Source organism: Pseudomonas sp. SYWMCR5 (assembly GCF_057197165.1).
The window spans coordinates 1,190,636-1,214,876 of the sequence record NZ_JBXUNH010000001.1; the positions used below are offsets into that span (position 1 = coordinate 1,190,636).

Consider the following 24,241-nt stretch of genomic DNA (forward strand, 5'->3'; position numbering starts at 1 on the left):
GCCCAACAGCACGGTCAACGTCACCACACCGGACGGCAAGACCCACAACGTAAAAGCCGGCCCCGACGGCAATTTCATGCTGGATATCAACGATCCTCAGCCAAACGGCAAGATCATCATCACTGCAACGGATGCAGCAAATAACAAAAGTTTGCCTGCAATTCTGGAGTTCATTGCAGACCCGAAAATTGATACTACGCCACCGGATGCCCCGACAGGGCTGAACGTGATCAGCAAGCCCAATGAGGGGATCGCCATCACCGGTAAAGCCGAGCCCAACAGCACGGTCAACATAACCTCACCGGACGGCAAGACCCACAACGTGAAAGCCGGTCCCGACGGCAATTTCAAGTTGGACATCAACGATCCTCAGCCAAACGGTAATATATCAGCCGTTGCAATCGATGCTGCCGGTAACAAAAGCGTGCCGGCAAACTTGACGTACAATTTGGCTAGACCGTCGGCGCCGACTTATGATATCGCCACGGACCAAGCGACTGGCGAATTCACGTTGACGGGCAAATCAGCACCTGGGCTGAAAGTCCGCATAGAACTCCCGAACAAGGTGACCAAAACGGTTGTCGTGGACGCTGACGGGAACTTTACCCTTTCTGGCCCTGCGCCTCAGGGGACTTCCGAGTTTAAAGCGGTTGCCATTGATGGACAGGGGCGCGAAAGCGCTGCGACTGTAAAAAGTTACGAAAACCCTTTTACAAAGTATGAAGTGAAGGTTGAGAGTTATACCGATACGGTCGGTTCTGACGGTCAAATAATTGCAAACAATAAATTTGAACGTCACCCCCTGAATGTGCCAACTAATGACCCAGCTCCCACCTTACACGGACGAGCAACAGGGGTCGGTAGTGGCAACAGTATAGAAATCATCAGCAAGGGCGACGGCAAGCGTGTTGCGCTAGGGGCCGTCGATAGCGACGGGAACTGGAGTATTAAGTTACCGGCACATTCGGATGGGGTTTATAACTATGACGTCAGGATCATCGATGGCGCCCGTAATGTGAAAGGTGCGCAAGTGACGGTAAACTTAACCATTGATACGGTTCCCCCGCCCGCCCCCACCTTGGACAGCATCGTGACCAAAGATGGCGTGGATGTCAAAAGTGGTAAAGCCACTGTTGATAATACCCCGACACTTCGCGGTCATGCGGAAGCTAATGCAACGGTTATTATCTTCCACAAAAATGCGGATGGAAAGAATGTCGAACTAATGCGCGTTGTCGCTGACGCCAATGGTGAGTGGACAGCTGCTTTGCCTTTTCAAAGTAACCGCCAGCACAGTTACTATGTCAACGCGCTGGATGCAGCCTCTAACCTCAGTGAGGCTTCAAGCGTTTCGCAAGTTACCTTCAACGGACCAACCAATAAGCCTATCGCAATTACAGGTAGCCAAGGAGTCTGGTCTGTAGATTCTGCAGGCAACGTGGATGGCAGTGGATTCGATTCTGTTGCAGGCCTGGGTTACGACAGTGGAAATTATAATGCCCTGTTAAGAGGTAACGCCAATGTTTCCGAAAGTCAGCATCCTAAGTATCAACTTGGAAATATTGATACCGGTTTTCATACGGCTGGCTTGGGTGATACTAACGGCGATGGTCTTAACGATATTGCATCGGTGCACAGCGGGACGAATAGCCGATCCAGGGCAGATGTACGTGTTTACAATGGAGCCCAAAACCTTGGGGTTACATCAGAAAAATACATGAAAATGTTTGAAAACCCGAAAGTTATTGGTACCGGGTATTTTGTTAGCGGCGCGGGCGATCTGGACGGCGATGGCCTGATGGATACTGTTTTGGGCGGATATGGGGCATTTGGGCAAAATGGAACCTCCACTGTCGTATTTGGGGGGAAGCAGGTTGATCCTAAAAACACTGTAACGGATTTTAAATTTGGCGCCTCTGATACAAACGTCAACAGCTACGATGCCTTTTACAGTGGTGCGCAATACGTATCGGCTACCGGTGACTTTTTAGGTGGTGGTAGCCGAGGTATTGTGACCGCTCGAGGTATTACTATCGGAAACCCTGATCGGGGGAGCATCAGTAAAACGACGGACTTTGAATGGGTAACAGGAACCGGTGCCCGTGAGGTTAACCAGGTTCAGTCGGTTGCGGGGGTAGGCGATACTAACGGTGACGGCTTTTCAGACGTTTTGGTGAATGATGGCACCAACTTGTTTGTCGTATATGGGGGCACGCTGGCAGAATTCAGCAAGTTCCGCAATAAGATCGTGCTGGAGGAAAAGTGGCTTAAGGAAAATAATCGCGGCTATATGATTGATGCTTCGAGTGCGCTTGCGGCGCAGCCGACAAAGTATGGCGACGTCCGCGCCCTGGGTGATATCAATGGTGATGGTCTTATGGATTTCGCTTATTCCACCTATGGTAATTCAGGAGCTGGAGCCGCTAAACAGGGTGGTTCTTACGGCAGCTACCAGAATTCCTATATTATTTTCGGGAAAGCCGATAACGAAAAAATTGATATGGCGAAATTCACCCCCAAACAGGGTATCGTTGTGCCAAAAGAGCAGGCAGATGGCGCATCGATCGCCGGTCGTCTAGATATTAATGGCGATGGTTTGCCGGATATTTACGTTGGCTCATACCAATCTAGCGGAAAACTGTACTTGGGTGGCACGTCTCTCGGGGCAGAACCGTCCATCAGTGTTGATAACACCACCGGACTTGCAATGGGAAATGCGGATAGCAATTTCATTAAAGGAACGGCAGGCAATGACACTATTTATGGCAAGGGAGGTGCCGACGTCATCTATGCAGGTTCCGGAGATGACGTGATTATCTTGAATAAAGATAACCTGTCTTTTCTGCTTAAAGGTTTCCAGGAAAGTGCGGGATTGCATGGGCGCTTGGCTCGAATTGATGGCGGCAACGGTATCGATACGCTGGCCTTTGAGAAGGATGTCAACGACTTCGATCTCACCAAAATCACTACAACAGGGCTAGGCACCATCAAGACTGGCGTCGGGCTTTCGCGTCTTGCCAACATGGAAGTCTTGGACTTGAATGGGGGTAACAAAATGAAGCTGACGATTGACTTGAAGCATGTTATGGATATGACGTCTGGCATGAATATGTTTAATAAAAGCAACTTCAGCTCTGGGTTGGATGAGGCTGTTTCGCGCAACCAGGTTGTTATAAAAGGTAGTAGCGACAACGTGGTTGAGGTGAAAGATAAAGGTGAGTGGAAAACTGAAAGCACAAAAACCATTTACTCTGAAGGCCATGCCTATAATGTCTACAATAGTGTGGGTGATCACCAAGGGCAGTTATTGATAGAACAAACAATCAATGTTAATTGGGTGTAATACTGACTTGTAACCCACTTTAGCTCACGAAAAGTGTAACGGCTTGGGTGTTGCTCAAGCCGTTACACAAGAACGCTTTTCCGAGCAAATTTGATTCATATATTACAAGACGGAAATGTTCAATCCCGAGGAAGCAACGTATGCAAATGGTGTAGTGGCGGATCTGCCCTACCCCACCGATGATGTGCAGTGAGTAAAAAAAGCCGCCTTCGAGGCGCTGGATCAGGTATTCCGGCCGGGCTTCAAGCACAGCAAAGCTGAGATCGTCTTGCCAAACCTGTCCCAGCCAGGTGAATCCACCGACGATCTGTTTGCAGTGTCGCCACCTCCAGACACGTCGAGGGTAATGAGGGTGCTGGATCAGATTAATGGCCATTGTGGTCATGGCATCCTGCGCACAGCCAGTGTGCTGGCGACTCCTGACTCGGCTATGGGTCGAGAGCTGATCAGTCAGAATTTCACTACCAGGCTTGAATAGTTTTGGCAGGTCCGTTGTACACAGCCCACCACTGCCATGCTCCGGGATGAAGGTGTTGAGGTCGGATGCTTCAAGATCAGAGGATTCATGAATGAAACCGCCTAAACGCAATGGCTTTGTGCCGCCGACAGTTGCGAAGGAAAAATCGATTCTGTGCCCGCGAATGGTTGACCGCTGTAGATCAGATCGCTACTCCCCAACAGACAAATGGCTCAGCAATTGTGCCGAGCTAGATAAAATACTCAGGTCATTGATTAGGCTATCACTGATAGCTCCAATCGCTTGCAACTGACTGTTAAAGTGCTCATTTTCAGCCACCAACACATCAAGCAATGTGCGTTTTCCTAAATGATACCACTGCTCATAATACATCTTGCGCACACGATCGGTTTCTATGGCTAGCTGCTGATAGTTTCTTGCCTGTTGCAAGGCGTTCGCTCGGTTTTGAGTCGAACGCATGATCTCCAGGCGCAAATCTTGCTCCGTTTTTTGATACTCTTCCAATGCTGAAGTTTTACGCTCTCCTGCAGCCTTCTGGGCTGCCGTATTGGAACCACCACTAAAGATATCCCACTGCACATCTACACCGGCATACCAATCATTTGGGCCTCTCGCATGACTTCCCATTGAATCCCTTTGCTCTTTACGTACGACGAGATTGAGCCCGGGAAGTCCCTGAGCCTTGAGCGCCTTTTGGCGCTCGCCTTCGACGTCCGCCCGGGCTTTGAGTTGCAGCAACAAAGGGTGAACATCAAGCGACGATAATGCGGCTGTTTGGTCAATCATAGGGCGACTGAGAACCAGTAAAGCGCCGGATACCTCTGGCACCTCCTCACCCAAAATCCGATGAAGTCGAATCTGAGAAATGTGCTGCTGGCCAATTATCTGTTCACGACTAGCTTGCGCCGATAACAACCTGGCACGAGCCTGGACCAACTCACTCGCCCGACCTTTGTCGTTTTGAGTAATTTTAGACAACATATCGACTCGGTCGCTCATCTGCCGTACATAATCCTCAGCCACTTCGGAACTTCGTATGGCGCGCAATAGATTGATCAACTCGGACGTCGTATTGAACGCCACCCGCTCCCGCTCCGCTTGGCTGTTCTGCTTTTTAACTTCAAGTGACGCCGTAGCCGCGCCTGTATCTCTGGCGTTTTTCCCCCAATCCCACACATTCGTGATGACGCTCAAGGTACCCGCCGTACGGTTACTATTCGAGCTACCGCTGTCATTCTTAGTTAATGCTGAATTCATCCCCAAACGCACTTGAGGCCAGCGTCGCCCTTTGACCTCATCAATTTCGTAAGCGGCAACGTTTTCATTTGCAATAGACACCCGCACCTCTGGGCTGTGACGTAATGCCTTGGCCACAAAATCTCTCATCAACGAACGCAATTCTCTATTCACGGGCAGCTCACTACCTACCGCCACTGAACGCAACGTGGGCCCCTGAAGCGTAGAAATCGTGGGATTGATGGCGAGGTCTTGCCTTTTCACGGCTGGAGTCGTCGCGAGTATATGACCAGTGGTCGGTGAGGCGGGCACCGTTGCAGAGGAAGGAAACCGGTGAATTAACGCCGCGATTTGACGATCGTCCAGTCGCAGCTGTTTATTTTCTTGAGCGAGTACTACACCGCTGAAATTTACATAAGCGCAGGCCAACCCTATTGATATGAAAGTCATTTTCCTAAACGTCAAGGGTGAGCTGTTCATGTCATCGCTCCCGAAAGGCTTCTTGTGCTTTGAATATGGGTTTCAGCAGATAGGACAGGATCGTTTTTTCTCCAGTTTTAATATCAACACTGGCGATCATACCGGGAATGATTGGGAGCTTGTGTCCACCCGCCTCCAAGACAGCACGGTCTGTTCGAACATAGACTTTGTAGTAAGTCGAGTTATCCCTGCCGAAACGGGCTTTGTCTTCGTCAAATAAAGTATCGGGGCTTATGTGTTCAACCTTGCCAACGAGTCCACCATAAACCGCGTAGTCGTAGGCCGAGATCTTAACCGTCGCTGTCAGGCCAGGACGAATAAACGCCACGTCTGCAGGCTTGATCTTGGCTTCGACCAGTAACCGGTCTTCCAGCGGAATCAGCGTCATGATTTCCGCCCCTTGTTGAATTACCCCACCACGTGTAGTGACCTGGATATTGTTGATCGTTCCTCGTACCGGAGCCGTGATCGTCGTGCGATTCACAATATCTTCACGCCCCTTGAGTACCTCCAAAGCTTGTGCCAACTCGCTTTCCGAACGTGTCAACTCGTTGTTGGCTTCCGAGCGAAATCGGTTGAGACGCTCGGCAATTTGCAAATTGAACTCGTTAGCCTGACGACGTAAGCGCATAATTTCCACTTCGGACACGAGGCCCTGCTGCGCCATGGGCGCGGACAGTTTGATTTCACCGTCTGCCAACTCCAAGCTTCGACGCAGAGCTTTAACACTTTCCAATAACGTTCTCTGGCGAGAGTTAAAAGCTTGGGTTTCATCGCGCACGATAGACGCGTTCTGCTTAATATCTTCAGGAAACACGAGCGGCGTGTCATAAGCTTCTGCACGCAAACGAGCAATAGCTCCTTTTAACCCCTGGACCCGTGATAACGCTTCACCATAATTGGCACCCACCCGCGTCGGATCGATCTGCAACAACTTCTGCCCCGGCTCTACAACATCACCTTCCTTGACAAAGAGATCTTTCATGATCCCGCCTTCCAAACTCTGGATCACCTGCTCACGGCTGGCTGGTATGACTCTTCCCTCTCCACGGGTGACCTCTTCCACACGCGAAAAATTAGCCCAAAGAATACCGAACACCATCGCCGCCGCTATCAGCCATAATACTAACGCGCTGGCCGGGGTGCGCTGCTCAATCAACGCACCTTTTAAGTCTCGCATGAATGCTTCATCTTCAACGCGTAAAGCATGCTGAACTTTTTTTAGATGCACGGGCCGACCTTTACCAAGCAAGCGCATTAACTTTTTAAATGACATGGAAAATTATCCTGGCAATGCAGAGCGGGTAAGCAGAACGCCCTATCATTGAGATGTGCCGAGGTGAGTATCTTCGGGCGATCGATGCTGACCATTCAGCGCCACAAGCACTTGCTCTTTAGGACCATCAGCGACAATGCATCCATTCTCAATCACGACAAGACGCTGGACGATACTGAGCATCGACATACGGTGAGTCACGATTACTAAGGTGTGCGAGGCACTCAAGTTTCCCAACTGCTCAATGAACTGAGCCTCGTTTAAACCATCCATCGCACTGGTAGGCTCATCCAGCAAGAGCACCTTGGGCTCCAGCATCAAGCAACGGGCCAGCGCGATCAATTGCTTTTGCCCACCAGACAAGTTACGCCCCATCTCACCAATCGGCATGTCATAACCCGAAGGATGGCGTGAAGCGATTTTGTCCAATCCGGTGATTTTGGCGACGCGCAGAAATTGCTGGGTAGTTGCACCCGGATTACCAATCATCACGTTTTCGCGCAAAGAGCCGAAGAACAATTGGCAGTCCTGCCCTACGTACCCCACGAGCGACCGCCAATCGGCAGGGTCTATTTGCGATGCATCAATATCATCCAACGCCAAGCGGCCTTCACTCTGCCTATAAAGTCCCGCCATCAGTTTGAGTAGCGTAGATTTTCCGCTGCCAATATTGCCAAGTATTACTACCCGTTCACCCGGTGCGATGGTTAAATTGATGTTGTCCAGCGCTTTCGGAGGCGCCACGACTCCAGGCATCGGATAAACATAACTGATTTTTTTCAGACTAAGATGACCTTCAAGGTTAGGCGCAGGGAGAAAGGTTGCCTGCGGGTCCCGATCCACCGGCAGGCTCATCAGCATACTCAGCGATTTCATACCCGCTTTAGCCTGCTGATAACGCAGCGCCAACCCCACCACGGCGCCTAATGGTTGCAGTGACCGACCCGAGAGGATGACCACAGCAATCATCGCGCCCATTGTAAGCTGGCCGTCATGAATCATATAGACACCGGTTAAGACGATCAGTACCGTGACCATCTGTTGCACGTACATCACGAAGTTAGTGGTTAGACTTGATAAGAACCGACTTTTCATCGCAGATGCAGTAGCGAGTGCGCTAAAATCATCCCAACGTTTCTGCATAACACTTTCGCCACGCGAAGCCTTTAATGCCTCCATGCCTTCCAGCGTCTCAATCAACAATCCTTGTCGTAAAGAAATCTCTCGCAAGTTTTCCTGCATATAACGTGACAACGGCCATTGGCAGGCAATACTCACCAGCACAATCAAAGGCACTGCCAACAGCGGAATAATACTCAGCGCCCCGCCAATACAATAAATAATGCCGAGGAACATAAGACAGAAAGGCAAGTCTGACAATGTCGCCAGTGTGGCCGAGGTGATGAAGTCCCGCACGGACTCGTATTCACGGAATTGGTTGGCAAATGCCCCAGAAGACCCCGGTTTGCTTTCTAATCGCACCGCCATGACCTGGCGAAATAACTTGGCCCCTAAAATCAAATCCGCTTTTTTTCCCGCCACATCCAGTAAATATGCACGAATCTGCCGCGAAGCAAATTCAAGGCTTATCGCGATCAACACACCGATTGCCATTGACCACAACGATACATACGCCTGCGTAGGCACAACGCGGTCGTAGACGTTCATGGTGAAAAAAGTGATGGCCAACGTCAGGATATTCGCCAGCAACGCCGCAAGCGCGGCACTGTAAAAGTAAAATCGAAAACGCCAGATGACGGACAGCAACCAATGGGATTGGCTGGGTTTGGTATACAGTAGATCGTCTTGACTGCACGCCTCCAATTTCGGAACGGCGCCGACCAATAAAAAGTACCCCGTACACTGCTTCAGCAGCTCTGCCTCATCGATAACGACCCGTCCTCCATGCTCTGGAAAAACAACATCGTACACCCATTTACCTTTATCTGTATGTTTCCGGAGAATGACACAGTAACGTCCATCTCCACAGGCTTGCACAACGGGCAACAAATAATCAGAAATCTGATCAAGTGAACGCTGAACCCAGCCGGCCTTCATACCTACCTGTTCAAGCATCCGCACTGCCGCGATCGGCGACAACGCTTTACCACGCGGTAGACCCGCGTATAAAACAGCCTCACTGACTTCTTTATTATAAAACTTACAAACAAATTTCACCGCTGAAAGAAGCGAATCCGACCGCTCTTCAATCAGCTCATCTATCACGCTAAAATCGTCACCGCTCTCCACTTTCCCCGCACCTCATTTCAAATAATTTTCTTACAGCCAGCGCTGCATGAGTTCATATTTTGATTGATGGTTTCACAAATTTAAAATAACTATCGCTGCACGCGCAGAGGATTCAACTATTGCCCCCGCATTAACTTTTCAAGTGCTTGGATCGTTAGACGCATCGCCTGGATAAGCCGATTACGGTAGATGAGGTGATTATTGAGAGCGATAGGAAGTTTTTCTGTAGGAAATTTCCTACAGAGCACGGCAGAGGTACTGGTCAGCCCGCGACGCCGTAGACATTTTGTAGTGGTCAACTCATCCCGGACACGGTTTTGAGTTTTTCTTCAGCTTTCGCCGGAGCCAGTCCATCGTTGAACTGATGAGGTCGGATCCAGTTGTAGTGGCTCATCAGGTATTGGCCAATGTCTCGTTGAACTTGTTGCCCGGTCAGGTAGCCCGTGCTCGGTATCCACTCTGATTTCAAACTGCGAAGTACACGCTCCATCGGTGCATTATCCCGACAGTTCCCTCGGCGGCTCATGCTCTGACGAATGCGGTAGCGCCACAGTCTCTGGCGGAACTGACGGCTCATTCACCGTCGCTACGCAACGATCGGTGAACTTCACAGATCCAGTCCCGGCAGCCACGGGTTGAATTGCCACGGCAGTTGGCCATCAGCAACCTGGCCGCGTTCAAGACGTGGCTGGAAGACTGAATGTCCGCGCGTGCCGACACAGAATGCCAACAGCGCACGCCCCCCGTCCCCTCGAAAGCTGCGTATCAGCAGCCCCCTTACAACACCGCTCGACTGCCCACCAAAAGGTCCGCCCCGCGCTCCCCAATCACCACACAAGCCGCCATCGTATTCCCCACCGTGATCCGCGGCATCACCGAAGCATCCACCACTCGCAACCCGCTCACCCCATAAACCCTCAACGCGCGATCCACCACTGCCATCTCATCCTGGCCCATCTTCGCCGTCCCGCACTGATGCCAAAAACTCACCGCCGAGTTGCGCAAGAACCGCTCCATCCCCTGCCTATCCTGCGGCCCAGGCACCACCTCCCCGCTCACCAACCCGGCAAACGCCCGATGGTTCCCCAACTCCCTGCACAACTCGACCGAAGCCAACGCGGCGGCCATGTCCTCAGGCGCACTCAAGGTGTTCGGCTCGATCAGCATCCTGTCCAGCACACCAGCGCCCGACAGCCGCAACTGCCCGCGGCTGACGGGCCTGGCCAAGCCGGCGAACATCGTCCACCCCTGCGCCGGCGGGGCAATGCCGACCTCGGGGGGGGAAGGTACGGCGAATTCCAGTTGGCAGTGCAGCAAGTCCGGCGCGTCCAGGCGGGAGTCGCTCTTCCAGTACAGGGTCGCCTCGCAGCCTCCGCCGCCGACTGGCTGCGGCTGCGAGTACGCCCAAGTGCAGCCGAAGGCGACGTGGTCCTGGTGGTTCTGCCCCACGCCTGGCAATACGTTGAGCAATGGGATGCCGTGCGCGCGTAACTCGGCTTCCGGGCCGATGCCGGACTGCATCAACACCTTGGGGGTGTTCACCGCGCCCATCGACAGGATCACTTCACCCGTCACGTAGAAACGCTGCAGTTGGCCTTCGACCACGACCTCGACACCTCTCGCCTTACGGCCATCGAACAACACGCGAGCCACCAGCGCCTGCGTGAGGATGTGCAGGTTCGGGTTGTGCAGCCGCGGCACGATATAAGCGTCGTACACCGAGTCACGCTTGCCTTCCTTGATGCGCAGGTCAGCGATGGCGACGCCGCCGGGGCCTTCCATCATCTCGCCGTTGGGGCTGTCGAAATGGGGGATGCCCAGTTGGCTGGCGGCCTCCAGGGTGGCCAAGGCGAGGGCCTGGGGCGCGCGAGGTTGGGCGACGTGCACGGGTCCGGTCGAGCCGCGGCGCAGGGGATCGGGGTGGCCTTGCCAGTTTTCGATGCGGCGGTAGTAGCCGAGCACCGATTCGTAGCCCCAGCCAGGATCGCCGCTTTCCTCGGCGAAGTGGTCCCAGTCGGTGCGGTGCCCGCGCGCCCACACCATCACGTTGATGCTGGAGCCGCCACCGAGGCCCTTGCCCATGTTCAACGCCATGCGGCGGCCGTTCAAGGCGGGGTTGGGTTGCGCCTCGAAACCCCAGTCGCGCTCGGAACCGAGGTTCGCCGGCCATTGCGCGGGGTCGGTGACCTGCGGGCCGGTGTAGGCACTGCCGGCTTCGATCAGCAGGACCCGGGCGCCGGGCTGGTCGGCAAGGCGGGCGGCGACCACGCACCCCGAGGTGCCGGCGCCACAGACGATGAAATCGTAAGTGTGATCAGTCAGTTGCTGCATGCGTTCAGTGCCTGAGTGTCAGTAGGAACCCAAGATTCTGCTGCGCAGCATTCCGCACCGATATCGGTCGATTATCCGACCCGGCGCAGGGCGCGCCGGCAAAAAGAAAGGCACGTAGGTCATCAGCACCAGCAACAGCAGCAGGATGACAGCCACGGAGTGAATTGGTACAACAGGTGGTCATCAGCAACCTGGCCGAGCTCAAGCCGTGGCTGTATGACTGAATGCTCCTGCCCTGCCGGCACAGGGTGCTGGCTTTGTGAGTACTCGCAGCCGACTCAAGCCAAATGCAGACAAAATCGCTGAACATAGAAGCCCTACAGGCAACCGGCAACTGACAAGTCTGCCAGTTGCCGACCCTGTTATTCCTCACCCAACATGAACCCCGAGCCTGTATGGGCGGGTAGGTCTCCTTCTTGTTTAGCCTGGAATACAGCCAGCCCTCATGCGTTCGTCGTTATCCCAACCGAAACTCAGGGGTTCGCCCTTCAGGAGCAGACGATGACCAAGATGAATGAGCCTCATAAGGACTCCCAAATATCCAACTTAACTGATTATTTTAAGGATCTGAAACCCGATAGTGGACTCAAAGGTGAAGTGCAAAGGCAGGGATACACGCTCAAGCTGAGTTCCAACGACGACAGCGTCGAATTCAGCGTGCACGCAGGCATCAACGGGAACATCATCTCTGTCCGCGGAACAGCCGTACGTTTCGGGGCTCATGCTTCCATTGAACTGACCTTCGCCAACCCCACAAACGAACTAGAGCTGGATTGCTACTCTCCTTCCCGGAGCTACAGCTGCGTGCGTATCTATGACAAAGACGGCAAGGAGCTGCACGCTGCCCGTGCTGATGGCGACACCTTTGTGAAGTATTCCGGCGCCGGTATCCATCGAGCGGTCTACGAAGGCTCCGTGGAAGCATCCGACGTGAGTATGCGTTTGACCTCCGTCACCCATGGATTCGCCAAGATCAAAGGCTCCTGAGTGCTGCGACCAGAAGGCGCTGACGATCATCGTCAGCGCCTTCTGGTCCGAAATGCCAACCGCCCCTACGGCATCCCCAACCACTCCGGCAACGCCAGCGAAATAAACGGCACATAGGTCACCAGCACCAGGAACAGCAACAGAATCGACAACCACGGCAGCGCCGCACGAATCGTCTGCCCCAGCGTCAATCCAGTCACCGCACTGGTCACGAACAGGTTCAGCCCCACCGGCGGATGCACCAGGCCGATCTCCATGTTCACCACCATCACGATCCCCAGGTGGATCGGGTCGATGCCCAGCTTCATCGCGATCGGGAAGAAGATCGGCGCCAGGATCAGGATGATCGCCGAAGGCTCCATGAAGCTCCCCGCCACCAGCAGCACCACGTTGACCATGATCAGGAAGCCGATCGGCGTCAGGCCTTCGGAGAGCACCCACTGGGTGATCTGCTGGGGAATCTGCTCGGTGGTCAGCACGTGGGCGAAGAGCATGGCGTTGGCGATGATGAACAGCAGCATGATGGTCAGGCGCCCGGACTCGAGCAGCACCTTGGGGCAGTCGCGCAGGCGCATGTCCTTGTAGACGAACAGCGCGATGAACGCCGAGTACACCGCCGCCACCGCGGCCGCTTCGGTCGGGGTGAACATGCCGCTGTAGATACCACCGAGGATGATCACCAGCAGCAACAGCCCCCAGAACGCGCGGCGGGCGGTGCGCAGCCATTCGGCGAAGCTGGCACGCGGCTGGGCGGGGAGTTTCTTGACGCGGGCGACGATGTAGATGGTCACCATCAAGGCGAGGCCGAGCAGGATCCCGGGTATCACACCGGCCATGAACAGCTTGCCCACCGAGGTTTCGGTGGCGGCCGAGTACACCACCATGACGATAGACGGCGGAATGAGGATGCCAAGGGTGCCGGCGTTGCAGATGATCCCGGCGCCGAACTCCTTCGGATAGCCCGAGCGCACCATGCCGGCCACGGCGATGGAGCCGACGGCGGCGACGGTCGCGGGCGAGGAGCCGGACAGCGCGGCGAACAGCATGCACGCCAGCACTGCGGCAATGGCCAGGCCGCCGCGAATGTGGCCGACGCAGGCGTTGGCGAAATCGATCAGGCGCTGGGCAACGCCGCCGGTGGTCATGAACGCGCCCGAGAGCAGGAAGAACGGGATCGCCAGGAAGGTGTAGCTGTCGGAGGTCTCGAACAGCTTGATCGCCAGCGAGCTGAGCGAGTCCTGGCTGAACAGCAGGATCGACACCGCGCCCGACAGGCCAAGGGAAATGGCGATCGGCACGCCGAGGAACATGAACACGAACAGCAGCAGGAACAGGCAGATAACGGTCATCAGTGTGACTCCTCGCCCGGGTTGGCCAGTTTGCTCGCCTCTGCGGCTTCATCCGCCAGGCCTAGACCGGTCTGGCGGTGGGTGAAGATGCGGTAGAGGATTTCCAGGTAGCGCACGATGATCAGGGCGAAGCCGAACGGCACGATCAGCGCGATGTGACCGATCTTGATGCCGTAGCGGTCGAGGTCTTCGGCGCCGATGCCGGCGACGAACACAGCATTCACCCACTTGATGCTGGCGACCAGGAACAACCCGGCATAGGCCAGGCAGCAGGCGCAGGCGATCATCGCCAGGATGCGTTGCACCGGCTTGCGTGTGCGCCGCACCAGCACGTCGACGCCGAGGTGGCCGGCGGTACGCACGCCGTAGGCGATGCCGAAGAAGATCAGCCAGCCGAACAGCGCCTTGGTCAGGGCGATGCTCCAGGTCATTTCCTGGGCGTAGCCCATCAAGTGGTCGCCGATGTCGAGCAGCAGCTCGCTGGCGAAGCTCCAGTGGTCGCTGAGGGTGTAGAACAGGGTGTAGAGGTTGTTCAGCGCCACGTAGATGAAGGTGATCAAGGTCATGGCCGCCAGGAGGAAGGCGATCATGCCCTCCTCGAAGTGCTCCCAGACGCGTCTGATCCTGTGCATGGGCATTCTCCGGACAGAAGGAAGCCGGGCCACCTGCGCTGCAGGTGGCCATGGGCGATGGAAGCGATCAGGACGGCTTGTTGGCGTCGTCGGCAGCCTTGATCAGGTCGGCGCCGATCTGGTCGGAGAACTTGTCCCACACCGGGCGCATGGCTTCACGCCACTGGGCGCGCTGCTCGGGCGTCAGCGGGTCGATCTCGCTGGTCTTGGCGTCGATGATCTTCTGGCGCGAGGCCTGGTTGAGCTCCTCGGCCTGCTTGTTCACCTCGACGGTGACCTTGTCCATGATCGTCTGCAGCTCGCTGCGCACATCTTCAGGCAGGCTGTTCCAGAACTTGGCGTTGGTGATCACCATGTAGTCGATCAGGCCGTGGTTGGTCTCGGTGAAGAACGGCTGGACTTCGTTGACCTTCTGGCTTTCGTAGTTCGACCAGGTGTTCTCGGTGCCGTTGACGGTGCCGGTCTGCAGGCCTTGGTAGACCTCGGCGAAGCTCATCTTGCGCGGGTTGGCGCGAATGGCCTTGAACTGCTCTTCGAGCACACTGGAGGCCTGCACGCGGAACTTCAGGCCGCGGGCATCCTTGGGCAGGATCACCTTCTTGTTCGCCGACAGTTGCTTGAGGCCGTTGTGCCAGTAGGCCAGGCCACGTATGCCCTTGTCTTCCATCGAGGTCAGCAGCGCCTTGCCCTGCGGGCCTTGCTGGAAGCGGTCGACGGCAGCGAGGTCGTTGAACAGGAACGGCAGGTCGAACAGTTGCACCTGCTTGTTGTAGTGCTCGAACTTGGCCAGCGAAGGCGCGAGCATCTGCACGTCACCCAGCAGAAGGGCTTCCATCTCCTTGCCGTCGCCGAACAGCGAGGAGTTGGGGTAGACCTCGACCTTGACCTTGCCCTTGAGCTGCGGGTCGGCCTCGACCAGTTTCTGGAACATCAGCGCGCCCTGGCCCTTGGGCGTGCTGTCGGCCACCACGTGGGCGAACTTGATGATCACAGGATCGGCAGCCTGGGCGAGCCCGGCCATGGACACGGCGGCGGCGCACAACAGCGCCTGGGTCAGCTTCAACATCGGTGTCACCTTTTATTGTTGTTGGAAGGGGTCAGCAGGGAAGCGTTGCCAAGGGTACGATGGCCCAATCGGGCGTGTTTCGAGAATCTGCTTTTGTGTAAGCCTGCGTTTGGCTGGGGTGAACGCTCCTGGGTGGCTGGGGGATGGCACCGGCTATGCCGGTGATCGCGGGACGAGCCCGCTCCCACAGATACATCAGTGGATATGGCACCGGCTTTGCCGGTGTTCGCGGGCAAGCCCGCTCCTACAGGTACAGCGTTTAGCCCAGAGTCAGCGCTGTACCTGCCACTGTCTTGTTCAAAGTCTTAAACCAGCCCAGCTCCTGTGGGAGCGGGCTTGCCCGCGAAAAGGACACCGCGGTGTCGGGCACCGGCTTGCCCCGCGAAAGGCCTAGGTGCTTTCGGCCAATGCCAACAGCCGCTGCGCCCGCAACAGCACCGGCGCATCGACCATCTGCCCATCGAGCTGGAATGCTCCGGCACCCTTGGCCGCTACACTGGCGTCCACCACCCGCCGTGCCCAGGCCAGCTCTTCGCTGCTCGGCGCCAGCACGCCATGAATCAACGGCACCTGGCTGGGATGGATGCACAGCGCCCCGCCATAGCCCATGTCGTAGGCATGGCGCATGGCCCGCTGCTGCCCTTGCGGGTCGCCGATGGCCGGGAACACCCCGTCCAGCGGGGGCGCCAGGTCGGCGCCGCGCGAATGCAGTTGCACCGCCATGCGCGCCTGGTCGAGAAAGCGCTGGGCCGAGGCGCTGTCAGTGTTGAGGTTCAGGTCCAGCGCCAGGTCCAGGCTACCGAACGACAAACGCTCGACCCCGTCGGCACCGGCAATACGCTCCAGCGCCAGCAAGCCCTTGGCCGTCTCGATGATCGGCAGCACCGGCTTGCCGGTGCGCCAGGCCACCGCCACCTGGGCGGCATTCTCGACCTTGGGTAGCAACACGGCGCTGACGCCGGGCTGCTGCGCGCAGAACGCCAGGTCATCGGCATGCCCGGCATGCTCCGGGGCGTTGACCCTGACCCACACCCGCGCCTGCGGATGGGCTGCCAGAAAGGCGGCGAGGTTGTCGCGCGCCTGGCGCTTGAGCGGCTCCTCGACGGCATCCTCGAAATCGACGATGACAGCATCGGCACCGGCAGCAAGGGCCTTGGCGAAACGCTCGGGGCGGCTGCCCGGCACGAACAGCGCGGAACGGACGATGGTTTGCGGCATCAGCAATCACTCCTTGTCATCAAACGACACCAGCAGCCGCCAGCCGGGCCTGGTCTTCGACCGAGAAACCCAGCTCCTCGAGAATCGCTGCGCTGTGCTGGCCCAGCCCCGGCACCGGGTCCATGCGCGGGGTAAAGGCGGCGTTGCGCCCCGGCGGCAGCAGCGACGGCAGCTTGCCAGCCGGGCTGTCGACCTCGCGCCAGCAGTCGCGGGCCTTGAGCTGCGGGTGCTGCCAGACGCCCTGCATGTCGTTGACCCGGGCGTTGGCGATCTGCGCGTCCTCAAGACGCGCCACCACCTCGTCCAGCGACAGCGCGGCGAAGCGGTCGATGATGATCTGGCGCAGCACCTCGCGGTTCTCCGAGCGACGGAAGTTCGCGGAGAACCGCGCATCGCTGGCCAGCGCCGGGTCGAGCAGCACCTTCTCGCAAAACAGCTGCCATTCCCGCTCGTTCTGCAGCCCCAGCATGATCGTGCCGCCACCGCCAGTGGGGAATGGCCCGTACGGGTAGATGGTCGAGTGCGACGCGCCCGCCCGCGGTGGTGGCGGCGCACCGTTGTAGGCGTAGTACATCGGGTAGCCCATCCATTCCAGCAGGCTCTCCAGCATCGACACGTCGATGCGGCTGCCGACGCCGGTCTTGTCACGCAGCAGCAGCGCCGACAGCACGCCGGTATAGGCATACATACCGGCAGCGATATCGGCGACCGAGCATCCGGCCTTGGCCATCTGTTCCTCGCCCGGCCCGCCGGTCACCGAGAGAAAACCGCCCTCGCTCTGGATCAGCAGGTCGTAGGCCTTTTTCTTCTCGTACGGGCCACCTTCGCCGTAGCCGGAGATATCGCAGACGATCAGCCGCGGAAAGCGCGAGTGCAGGGCCTCGAACGACAACCCCATGCGCGCCGCCGCACCTGGTGCGAGGTTCTGCACCAGCACGTCGGCCTTGGCCAGCAGCGCCAGCAGGATGTCGTCCGCCTCGTCCTGCTTGAGGTCCAGGGTCAGGCTCTGCTTGGAGCGGTTGGTCCAGACAAAGTGCGAGGCCAGGCCATCGACACGCTGGTCGTAGCCGCGGGCGAAATCGCCGCTGCCGGGGCGCTCGATCTTGATCACGCGCGCGCCCAGGTCCGCCAGTTGGCGGGTGCAGAACGGCGCGGCGATGGCATGTTCCAGGCTGACGACGGTGATGCCGTCCAGCGGGCGGGGAGCGGATTGGGTCATGGCAAATTCCTGTTCGGTGTTCAATGCAGGTCCGCCAGCGACTGCGCGTCGCGCAGTTGCCAGACGCGCTCGATCAGCGCTCGGCCCTCGGCCTCGCTGCGCTGCCCGGCATAGGCCAGCAGGCGCTGGAACTTGGCCTCCAGCTCTGGGCGCGACAGGGTGTTGCCCGGATCGCCCTTGGGTTCGTCGATGGCGGCGCTGAACTGCCGGCCATCGACGCAGCGCACCTCGACCCGCCCCAGCCAGCGCGCCGGATAGGCGCCGTCCACCTCAGGGTCCAACTGCATGCGCACCTTGTCGCGGAACGCGGCGATGCGCGGATCGGTCAGTGCCAGGTCGCGGAACTCCAGCAACTGCGCACTGCCATGCACGGCGATCAGGCCCAGTACCGTGCCCATGGAGAACTTGGCCTGATGCACGGTGGTCGGTGTGGTCACCCGCCCCAACACATCGATGGCGCCCTGGTGCACGCGGGTGATCACTTCGGCGATCTGCTCGTGGCCCAGCTCCTCGCGCTGCATCAGGTGCAGCAGTGCATCAGCCGCCGGGTGGGTGTGACGACACGAGGCGTGGAACTTGAACGAGGTTTCCGCCAGCGCCCAGCGTGTGCCGAGCCGGTCGGAGAGCCGCGCGGGGTCGGCATCGCTGGACATGCCTGCGGCCATGCCCTGGTCGCCTTCGAGGATGTTGCGCGCCCCACTCAGGCCATCGGCGGTGAGGTAAGCGGCGAGCAGGCCATCGGCGGCGGCCTTGGCGGTGTGCAACTGCTTGGAGTCGGCAGCGTCGCGCAGAAACTCCCACAGCCCCGCAGCCTGGGTGCCGGCGCTGCCGAGCAGATTGATGAACTGCTCCTGGTTGAAGTCCAGCAGCTTGCCCACGCCCACGGCGGCAGCCAGGGTGCCGACCGTGGCGGTGGTGTGGAAGATCCGATAGTGCGAACGGCCGAGGAATTCGCCGATGCGGATGCCGGCCTCGTAGCCGGCCACCGAGGCCAGCAGCAGGTCCTGTCCGGACTTGCCCAGGTCTTGCGCGGCCGCCAGCACGGCGGAGAACACCACGGTGGCCGGGTGCAGCACGGAGCTGTTGTGCAGGTCGTCCTGCTCGACCAGGTGCGAGGCGGCGCCGTTGACCAGGGCGGCGAAATAGGCCGAGGTGCGCCGACCATTGGTCAGCACGCGCGCGCGCCCCGACGATGGGCCCATGCGCTCGGCGTAACGCTCGAACAGCGGGATCGGGTGCGATCCCTGGCTGGCCAGGGCCGAGCCGAGCCAGTCGAGAAACAGGTCTTCGGTGCGATCCAGCACGGCGCCGGGGATGGCCTCGTAGCGCAGGTCGGCCAGGAAGCTGGCCAGGGCTTGGGTATCACGCATGGTCGGCTCCTCAGAAGCTGCGCGGCAGCTCGAGCAGGTGCTCGGCCACGTACGACAGGATCAGGTTGGTGGAGATCGGCGCCACCTGGTACAGGCGGGTCTCGCGGAACTTGCGCTCGACGTCGTATTCGTTGGCGAAACCAAAGCCGCCATGGGTCTGCAGGCAGGCATTGGCCGCCTCCCACGAGGCCTTGGCCGCCAGGTACTTGGCCATGTTCGCCGCCGCCCCGGCGTTGGCGCCGCTGTCGTATTCGGCGCAGGCACGCCAGCGCATCAGGTCGGCGGCCTCGATCTCGATATGGGCTTCGGCGATGGGGAACTGCACGCCCTGGTTCTGTCCAATCGGGCGGCCGAACACCACGCGGTCGCGGGCGTACTGGCTGGCCTTCTCGACGAACCAGCGGCCATCGCCGATGCATTCGGCGGCAATCAGCGTGCGCTCGGCGTTCAGGCCGTCGAGGATGTAGCGGAACCCTTTGCCCTCCTCGCCAATCAGGCTGCTGGCCGGGATTTCCAGGTTGTCGAAGAACAGCTCGTTGGTCTCGTGGTTGACCATGTTGGCGATCGGCTGCACGGTCAGGCCGTTGCCGATCGCTTCACGCAGGTCGACCAGGAAGATCGACATGCCTTCGGATTTCTTCTTCACCTCCGGCAGCGGCGTGGTGCGTGCCAGCAGGATCATCAGGTCCGAATGCTGCACGCGCGAGATCCATACTTTCTGCCCGTTGATCACGTACTTGTCGCCCTGGCGCACGGCGGTGGTCTTGATCTTGGTGGTGTCGGTGCCGGTGGTCGGCTCGGTCACGCCCATCGACTGCAGACGCAGCTCGCCACTGGCAAGCTTGGGCAGGTAGAAGCGCTTCTGCTCGTCGCTGCCGTTTCGCAGCAGGGTGAACATGTTGTACATCTGCCCGTGGATGGTGCCGGAGTTGCCGCCACAGCGGTTGACCTCCTCGAGAATCACCGAAGCCTCGGCCAGGCCCAGGCCCGATCCGCCGTACTCTTCGGGGATCATCGCCGACAGCCAGCCGGCATCGGTCATGGCCTTGACGAAGGCTTCCGGGAAACCTTTTTCTTCATCGATCCTGCGCCAGTATTCGGCGGGGAATTCGGCGCACAGGGCGCGCACGCCCTCGCGGATGGCATTGAGGTCATCGCTGTCGTAGCTGTGCATGTGTGGATTCTCTGCGAAGGCTTAAGGAAGTCAGTCGAAGATCACTTCGGCGCTCTGGGCTGTGCCGTCGGCATTGCCGGCCCACAGGCGTGCCTTGCCGGGTGCTTCGATGCAGCCACTGACCTGGAACGCTGCAGGCAGGGTCAGCGGCCGCACACCGCGGTAGGCGAAGTGGCGCACGGGCTTGTCGGGGTGGGCCCGCACGAAGGCGCGCAGGTTGAGGGTGGCGATCATCGGGCCATGCACCACCAGGCCGGGGTAGCCCTCGGTCTCGGTGACGTAGGGGTGGTCGTAGTGAATGCGGTGGCCGTTGAAGGTGATGGCCGAGTAGCGGAACAGCAGCGTCGGCGTCGGGGTGATGGTTTCATTCCACTCGCCCGCCTCGCTCGGCGTGCCGCTGCCGCGCTTGGGCGGGTTGGGCTCGCGGTAGACGATGTCCTGTTCCTCGCGGATGCACAGGCGGCCGTCCTGGGAGTAATCGTGGCGCACGGTGACGAACAGCAGTGCGCCGGTGCGCCCGTGCTTTTCCTCGATGTGCAGGATGGTCGACAGGCGGTGGGCTTCACCGCCAACCTTCAACGGCACGATGAACTCGACCCGCCCGCCCGCCCACATGCGGTTGCGGTTGTCGGCCGGTGGCAGGAAGCCGCCACGGGCAGGGTGACCGTCCGTGCCCAGTTGCGACTCCGGCAGCGGCTCCTGGAAGAAGCACCAGGTCCACAGGTGCGGCAGCGCGTCACCATGGCCTGGCGCGGCCTCGCCGAAGGTCGCGGCGATGCGCTTGACCAGGTTGCGGCTGAGCACATCCCAGGCCTCTTCGGTGCGGCCGATCCAGGCGCTGAAGTCGGTGGGCAAAGTCGAAGCAGTCATGAGCATGGGCCTCTGCATTTGTTGTTATGGGCCGATCATGCGAGGCGCCCGGCATTCTGTGAATTTGCATTTGCGTAAACCAGCGTTCATAAATGCCGAACGCCTCTGCTACGACAGGACACCCCATGCACTTCGACCTGGCTGACTTGCGGCTCTTCATCCACATCGGCGAATCGCCGAGCCTCACCCAAGGCGCGCGCCGTGCGTTCCTCTCCCCCGCCGCGGCCAGCGCGCGGATCAAGGCCCTCGAGGCGCAGCTCGATACCCGCCTGCTGTACCGCGACAGCCGTGGCGTGGAGCTGACGCCCGCGGGTCAGAAACTGCTGACCCATGCGCGCCTGATCATGCGTCAGGTGGAGTACCTCAAGGCCGAGTTCACCCAGTTCGGCACCGACTCGGCCGGGCACATCCGCATCTTCGCCAACACCACTGCGGTGACCGAGTTCCTGCCCGAAGTGCTGGCCGGGTTTCTCGCCCAGCGGCCGGGGGTGACGGTCGATCTGCAGGAGCGGTTGTCGCGCGATATCGTGCGCGGGGTGCTCGATGGCAGCAGCGACATGGGCATCATCGCCGGGCCCGTGGAGGCGGCGGGTCTACAGGTGATGCGCTTCAGTACCGACCGGCTGGTGCTGATCGTGCCGGCCGGTCACGAGCTGGCGGGCCGCCGCCAGGTGACGCTCGAGCAGACCCTGGCCTACCAGCACATCGGCCTGCATGACGGCAGCACTTTGCTGACGTTCCTGCACGACCACGTCGAGCGTATTGGCCAGAGCCTGGCGCTGCGGATCCAGATGTCCAGCTTCGAGGCGATCTGCCGGATGGTCGAGGCGGGTGTGGGGATCGGGATCATTCCCGAGTCTGCGGCGGTGCGCCACAGCCACACCATGAACCTGGTCACCATCGCCCTGGACGAGCCCTGGGCGGTGCGTGAACGCAGCATCCTGGTACGCGAGCTGGATGCGTTGCCGGGGACGGTACGGGCGTTGATCGCGACCTTGATGCCGGCTGAGGCGCCTACACAGCCTGTGTAGGAGCGGGCTTGCCCGCGAAAAAGACACCGCGCTGCCTGGCACGGGCTACGCCCGTGTTCGCGGGCAAGTCGCAGCGGCGAACCGCCGCTTCCACCAAGGCCCATCAGGATCACACACCCAACTGCCCCAGCGTGCGCCGCGCCTGGGCTGCTTCCATGCAGACATACAGCCGGTCGGTCAGCGCCTGCAGATCGACGCGCCGCCCGTCCACCACCGGCGTGCACACCCACAACTTCACCCGCAAGCCACCGGCCACTGGCCACGCATCCGGCGCCACCAGTGACTTGAAGCAGGCAGGCGCAAGCTGCGGCGCACGGCTGATGGCTGCCAGCGAAAACACCAGCGTCATGCTCAGGTGACGCTGGTCGATTTCGAACCCATCGAAACAGTACAAGGGCGTCGGCGCGTGCGAGTTGGCGAACAGCACACAGTCGTCAGTCACACTCAGCACACACTTGCCATGTCTTCGGCGCAGCCCCTCGGCGAGCGCCAGCCCAGCCACGCCGGCAACCAGCAGCAGCACGCCAGGCCCCCACAGCAACCATTGCCCGGATTGCATCTGCCACTGCGCAGGCAAACTGGCCAGCCAGCCGCCGATCAACACCAGCGAAAACGCCAGCAACGCACAGGCCAGCGCCTTGCCACGCGAGGATTCGTGCAGCGCCAAAGGCTTGCAGGACTCCTCCGCGTGAGCCCCGAGCCAGGCCAGCAAGGTTTCCCGGTCGGTGTCAGCCATCAGCCTGCAGGGCATCCAGTTGCTGCTGTGCACAAGCGGCGTCGCGGTAGGCACCCAGCAGTGCGGCGATTTCGTCGCAGCCCAGCTTGCGCCCACCGGTCATCAGCCCGGCAGAGTGGATGCGTACATGCGGCTCGGGCTTTTTCAGCGACATGGCCTGGTTGCCGAATACCTGCAGCCTGGCGACGTGATGCCTGGGCAGATGGGCGTTAGAGTCGAGCGTGAGTTTCTGCAAGGTCAGCAAGCCTTCGTCCTTGACCAGAATGTCTTGCACCTCGGCCATTTCGATCGGCGCATCGAGCGTATCGACAAACAGCTGGCGGCGAGTCAGGCGCATGAACACCTGCTTGCCCGCGTCCCGGTGCTGCCAGGTGACGAGCAGGGAGAACACGACCAGGAAGCCGGCGCATACCGTCAGCCCGGTTCGCCCCATGTTGACGGCCATCGCCAGCATGCCCAGCGATACCAGCAACATGATCGGCCCCCACAGCTTGTAGCGTCGGGAGTTGGTGAATTCGGTCTGTTCCGGAACTCGCTCGATCATCAGGCGCAGTTCGGCGATCACGCGGTCGCGCTGGGCGGCGCGGGACTGACCGTATTCGTCGGGAGAAATGGATGGATCGGGATGTTGTGGCGTGGTCATGGCTTACTCGGTACCGGCATTGAGGTAATCGGTCAGGAACGCCTGGGCGTTGCCTTGTTCGGACAGGGCCTGCGAGTAGCCGATCTTCAGCGCCTGGGCTTCGCCGGGCAGATACAGTTCGCTGGCGCTCCAGCTGTTCGAGCCCTGGATCACCAGTGCAGCGAACTTTTGCCCGTCGACCGTGGTGTAGTAGCGGGTCAGCTTGTCGGTCTTCTCGACGTTCATCTTCTGGATGCGCATGTTCCAGTCGTGATCGACACCCTCGACCTGCACCAGCGCCTCGTTGGCGCTGCGATCGCCGATGCGCAGGGTCCAGACCTTCACGCCCTGCTCGCCGGCATAGGCCACGACCTTGTCGGCCACCGATGGTCGCTCTTGGGCCTGAGCCATGGCGCCCACGAGCGCCAATGCTGCGACCATGCCGGCCGCCCATCTGCGATGAATCGACATCCTGCTTGCTCCTCGAAATCCTGGGGGGCCTTGTATTGAAAGGGGCGTGGGCCAGCCTGCCAACCGGCCTGGCCGCTGCGCACAACAAACAGGCCGTTGCGC

General features: G+C 59.1%; 18 protein-coding genes and 2 pseudogenes. 4 read left to right on the forward strand and 16 right to left on the reverse strand.

Annotation, left to right across the window (positions count from 1 at the left end; genetic code table 11):
• Together AC2CGW_RS05500 and AC2CGW_RS05505 are read left to right on the forward strand one after the other, a co-directional pair.
• Positions 1-3,343: Ig-like domain-containing protein (locus tag AC2CGW_RS05500; RefSeq protein WP_484573647.1), on the forward strand; the 3,343-nt coding region annotated here is incomplete at its 5' end.
• Positions 3,344-3,449: 106 nt separating this feature from the next.
• A pseudogene (locus tag AC2CGW_RS05505) lies at positions 3,450-3,821 on the forward strand (DUF4113 domain-containing protein); the annotation flags it as partial.
• A gap of 189 nt (positions 3,822-4,010) precedes the next feature.
• Here AC2CGW_RS05505 and AC2CGW_RS05510 read toward each other — a convergent pair.
• The 5 genes and pseudogenes from AC2CGW_RS05510 to AC2CGW_RS05530 all read right to left on the reverse strand — a co-directional run bounded on the left by AC2CGW_RS05510 (position 4,011) and on the right by AC2CGW_RS05530 (position 11,394).
• The gene (locus AC2CGW_RS05510; protein WP_186722074.1) at positions 4,011-5,537 is read right to left on the reverse strand and encodes a TolC family protein; all 1,527 of its coding nucleotides are present in this window, start codon (positions 5,535-5,537) and stop codon (positions 4,011-4,013) included.
• 1 nt (position 5,538) lies between these two features.
• The gene (locus tag AC2CGW_RS05515) at positions 5,539-6,813 is read right to left on the reverse strand and encodes an HlyD family type I secretion periplasmic adaptor subunit (protein WP_484573648.1); all 1,275 of its coding nucleotides are present in this window, start codon (positions 6,811-6,813) and stop codon (positions 5,539-5,541) included.
• Positions 6,814-6,858: 45 nt separating this feature from the next.
• Positions 6,859-9,063, reverse strand: a complete 2,205-nt coding sequence (locus tag AC2CGW_RS05520) for a type I secretion system permease/ATPase (protein WP_186722072.1) — start codon at positions 9,061-9,063, stop codon at positions 6,859-6,861.
• Positions 9,064-9,358: 295 nt separating this feature from the next.
• Positions 9,359-9,637: pseudogene (locus tag AC2CGW_RS05525) on the reverse strand (integrase core domain-containing protein); the annotation flags it as partial.
• 203 nt (positions 9,638-9,840) lie between these two features.
• Positions 9,841-11,394: a GMC family oxidoreductase gene (locus tag AC2CGW_RS05530; protein ID WP_426351756.1), complete on the reverse strand. Its 1,554-nt coding sequence runs from the start codon at positions 11,392-11,394 to the stop codon at positions 9,841-9,843.
• A 501-nt stretch (positions 11,395-11,895) separates the two neighbouring features.
• On the opposite strand from AC2CGW_RS05530, the gene AC2CGW_RS05535 reads away from it, so the two are divergent.
• On the forward strand, positions 11,896-12,381 hold the full coding sequence (locus AC2CGW_RS05535; RefSeq protein ID WP_426351757.1) for a hypothetical protein: 486 nt from the start codon (positions 11,896-11,898) through the stop codon (positions 12,379-12,381).
• Between the two features lie 65 nt (positions 12,382-12,446).
• Here the strand turns inward: AC2CGW_RS05535 and dctM are convergent, their stop codons facing one another.
• The 8 genes from dctM to AC2CGW_RS05575 form a co-directional block, all read right to left on the reverse strand.
• Positions 12,447-13,730, reverse strand: a complete 1,284-nt coding sequence (dctM, locus tag AC2CGW_RS05540; RefSeq protein ID WP_186670429.1) for a C4-dicarboxylate TRAP transporter large permease protein DctM — start codon at positions 13,728-13,730, stop codon at positions 12,447-12,449.
• Positions 13,730-14,362, reverse strand: a complete 633-nt coding sequence (locus tag AC2CGW_RS05545) for a TRAP transporter small permease (protein ID WP_426351758.1) — start codon at positions 14,360-14,362, stop codon at positions 13,730-13,732. Before AC2CGW_RS05545 ends, dctM begins: the two co-directional genes overlap by 1 nt.
• Positions 14,363-14,429: 67 nt before the next feature.
• Positions 14,430-15,428, reverse strand: coding sequence for a TRAP transporter substrate-binding protein (locus AC2CGW_RS05550; RefSeq protein ID WP_426351759.1), 999 nt, complete (start codon positions 15,426-15,428; stop codon positions 14,430-14,432).
• A 390-nt stretch (positions 15,429-15,818) separates the two neighbouring features.
• Positions 15,819-16,646: an HpcH/HpaI aldolase/citrate lyase family protein gene (locus tag AC2CGW_RS05555; protein WP_484573649.1), complete on the reverse strand. Its 828-nt coding sequence runs from the start codon at positions 16,644-16,646 to the stop codon at positions 15,819-15,821.
• A gap of 19 nt (positions 16,647-16,665) precedes the next feature.
• The gene (locus AC2CGW_RS05560; RefSeq protein WP_484573650.1) at positions 16,666-17,865 is read right to left on the reverse strand and encodes a CaiB/BaiF CoA transferase family protein; all 1,200 of its coding nucleotides are present in this window, start codon (positions 17,863-17,865) and stop codon (positions 16,666-16,668) included.
• Positions 17,866-17,885: 20 nt separating this feature from the next.
• Positions 17,886-19,235: an MmgE/PrpD family protein gene (locus tag AC2CGW_RS05565; protein ID WP_426351546.1), complete on the reverse strand. Its 1,350-nt coding sequence runs from the start codon at positions 19,233-19,235 to the stop codon at positions 17,886-17,888.
• Positions 19,236-19,245: 10 nt separating this feature from the next.
• Complete coding sequence (locus AC2CGW_RS05570; protein WP_054895253.1) at positions 19,246-20,409, reverse strand: acyl-CoA dehydrogenase family protein; 1,164 nt, start codon at positions 20,407-20,409, stop codon at positions 19,246-19,248.
• 30 nt (positions 20,410-20,439) lie between these two features.
• Complete coding sequence (locus AC2CGW_RS05575; RefSeq protein ID WP_426351545.1) at positions 20,440-21,279, reverse strand: HTD2 family dehydratase; 840 nt, start codon at positions 21,277-21,279, stop codon at positions 20,440-20,442.
• A gap of 125 nt (positions 21,280-21,404) precedes the next feature.
• Here AC2CGW_RS05575 and AC2CGW_RS05580 point away from each other — a divergent pair, with 125 nt between their 5' ends.
• Positions 21,405-22,310 carry a LysR family transcriptional regulator gene (locus AC2CGW_RS05580; protein WP_484573651.1) on the forward strand — a complete coding sequence of 302 codons (906 nt, stop codon included), beginning with the start codon at positions 21,405-21,407 and terminating at the stop codon, positions 22,308-22,310.
• 109 nt (positions 22,311-22,419) lie between these two features.
• Here the strand turns inward: AC2CGW_RS05580 and AC2CGW_RS05585 are convergent, their stop codons facing one another.
• The 3 genes from AC2CGW_RS05585 to AC2CGW_RS05595 are packed head-to-tail and all read right to left on the reverse strand — an operon-like array spanning position 22,420 to position 24,139.
• Entirely contained in the window at positions 22,420-23,046 is a 627-nt protein-coding gene (locus tag AC2CGW_RS05585; RefSeq protein ID WP_484573652.1) for a hypothetical protein, read from the reverse strand.
• Complete coding sequence (locus AC2CGW_RS05590) at positions 23,039-23,689, reverse strand: hypothetical protein (protein WP_186670371.1); 651 nt, start codon at positions 23,687-23,689, stop codon at positions 23,039-23,041. The genes AC2CGW_RS05585 and AC2CGW_RS05590 overlap by 8 nt, the downstream gene beginning before the upstream one ends.
• Before the next feature lie 3 nt (positions 23,690-23,692).
• Positions 23,693-24,139, reverse strand: a complete 447-nt coding sequence (locus AC2CGW_RS05595; protein WP_186711577.1) for a hypothetical protein — start codon at positions 24,137-24,139, stop codon at positions 23,693-23,695.
• Between the last annotated feature and the right edge of the window lie 102 nt (positions 24,140-24,241).

Bases quoted from the DNA above. Each gene is read 5' to 3' on its own strand.
- AC2CGW_RS05510 (WP_186722074.1), bottom strand. From the start codon at position 5,537: ATGAACAGCTCACCCTTGACGTTTAGGAAAATGACTTTCATATCAATA.
- AC2CGW_RS05515 (WP_484573648.1), bottom strand. From the start codon at position 6,813: ATGTCATTTAAAAAGTTAATGCGCTTGCTTGGTAAAGGTCGGCCCGTG.
- AC2CGW_RS05530 (WP_426351756.1), bottom strand. From the start codon at position 11,394: ATGCAGCAACTGACTGATCACACTTACGATTTCATCGTCTGTGGCGCC.
- AC2CGW_RS05535 (WP_426351757.1), top strand. From the start codon at position 11,896: ATGACCAAGATGAATGAGCCTCATAAGGACTCCCAAATATCCAACTTA.
- dctM (WP_186670429.1), bottom strand. From the start codon at position 13,730: ATGACCGTTATCTGCCTGTTCCTGCTGCTGTTCGTGTTCATGTTCCTC.
- AC2CGW_RS05545 (WP_426351758.1), bottom strand. From the start codon at position 14,362: ATGCACAGGATCAGACGCGTCTGGGAGCACTTCGAGGAGGGCATGATC.
- AC2CGW_RS05550 (WP_426351759.1), bottom strand. From the start codon at position 15,428: ATGTTGAAGCTGACCCAGGCGCTGTTGTGCGCCGCCGCCGTGTCCATG.
- AC2CGW_RS05555 (WP_484573649.1), bottom strand. From the start codon at position 16,646: ATGCCGCAAACCATCGTCCGTTCCGCGCTGTTCGTGCCGGGCAGCCGC.
- AC2CGW_RS05560 (WP_484573650.1), bottom strand. From the start codon at position 17,865: ATGACCCAATCCGCTCCCCGCCCGCTGGACGGCATCACCGTCGTCAGC.
- AC2CGW_RS05565 (WP_426351546.1), bottom strand. From the start codon at position 19,235: ATGCGTGATACCCAAGCCCTGGCCAGCTTCCTGGCCGACCTGCGCTAC.
- AC2CGW_RS05570 (WP_054895253.1), bottom strand. From the start codon at position 20,409: ATGCACAGCTACGACAGCGATGACCTCAATGCCATCCGCGAGGGCGTG.
- AC2CGW_RS05575 (WP_426351545.1), bottom strand. From the start codon at position 21,279: ATGACTGCTTCGACTTTGCCCACCGACTTCAGCGCCTGGATCGGCCGC.
- AC2CGW_RS05580 (WP_484573651.1), top strand. From the start codon at position 21,405: ATGCACTTCGACCTGGCTGACTTGCGGCTCTTCATCCACATCGGCGAA.
- AC2CGW_RS05585 (WP_484573652.1), bottom strand. From the start codon at position 23,046: ATGGCTGACACCGACCGGGAAACCTTGCTGGCCTGGCTCGGGGCTCAC.
- AC2CGW_RS05590 (WP_186670371.1), bottom strand. From the start codon at position 23,689: ATGACCACGCCACAACATCCCGATCCATCCATTTCTCCCGACGAATAC.
- AC2CGW_RS05595 (WP_186711577.1), bottom strand. From the start codon at position 24,139: ATGTCGATTCATCGCAGATGGGCGGCCGGCATGGTCGCAGCATTGGCG.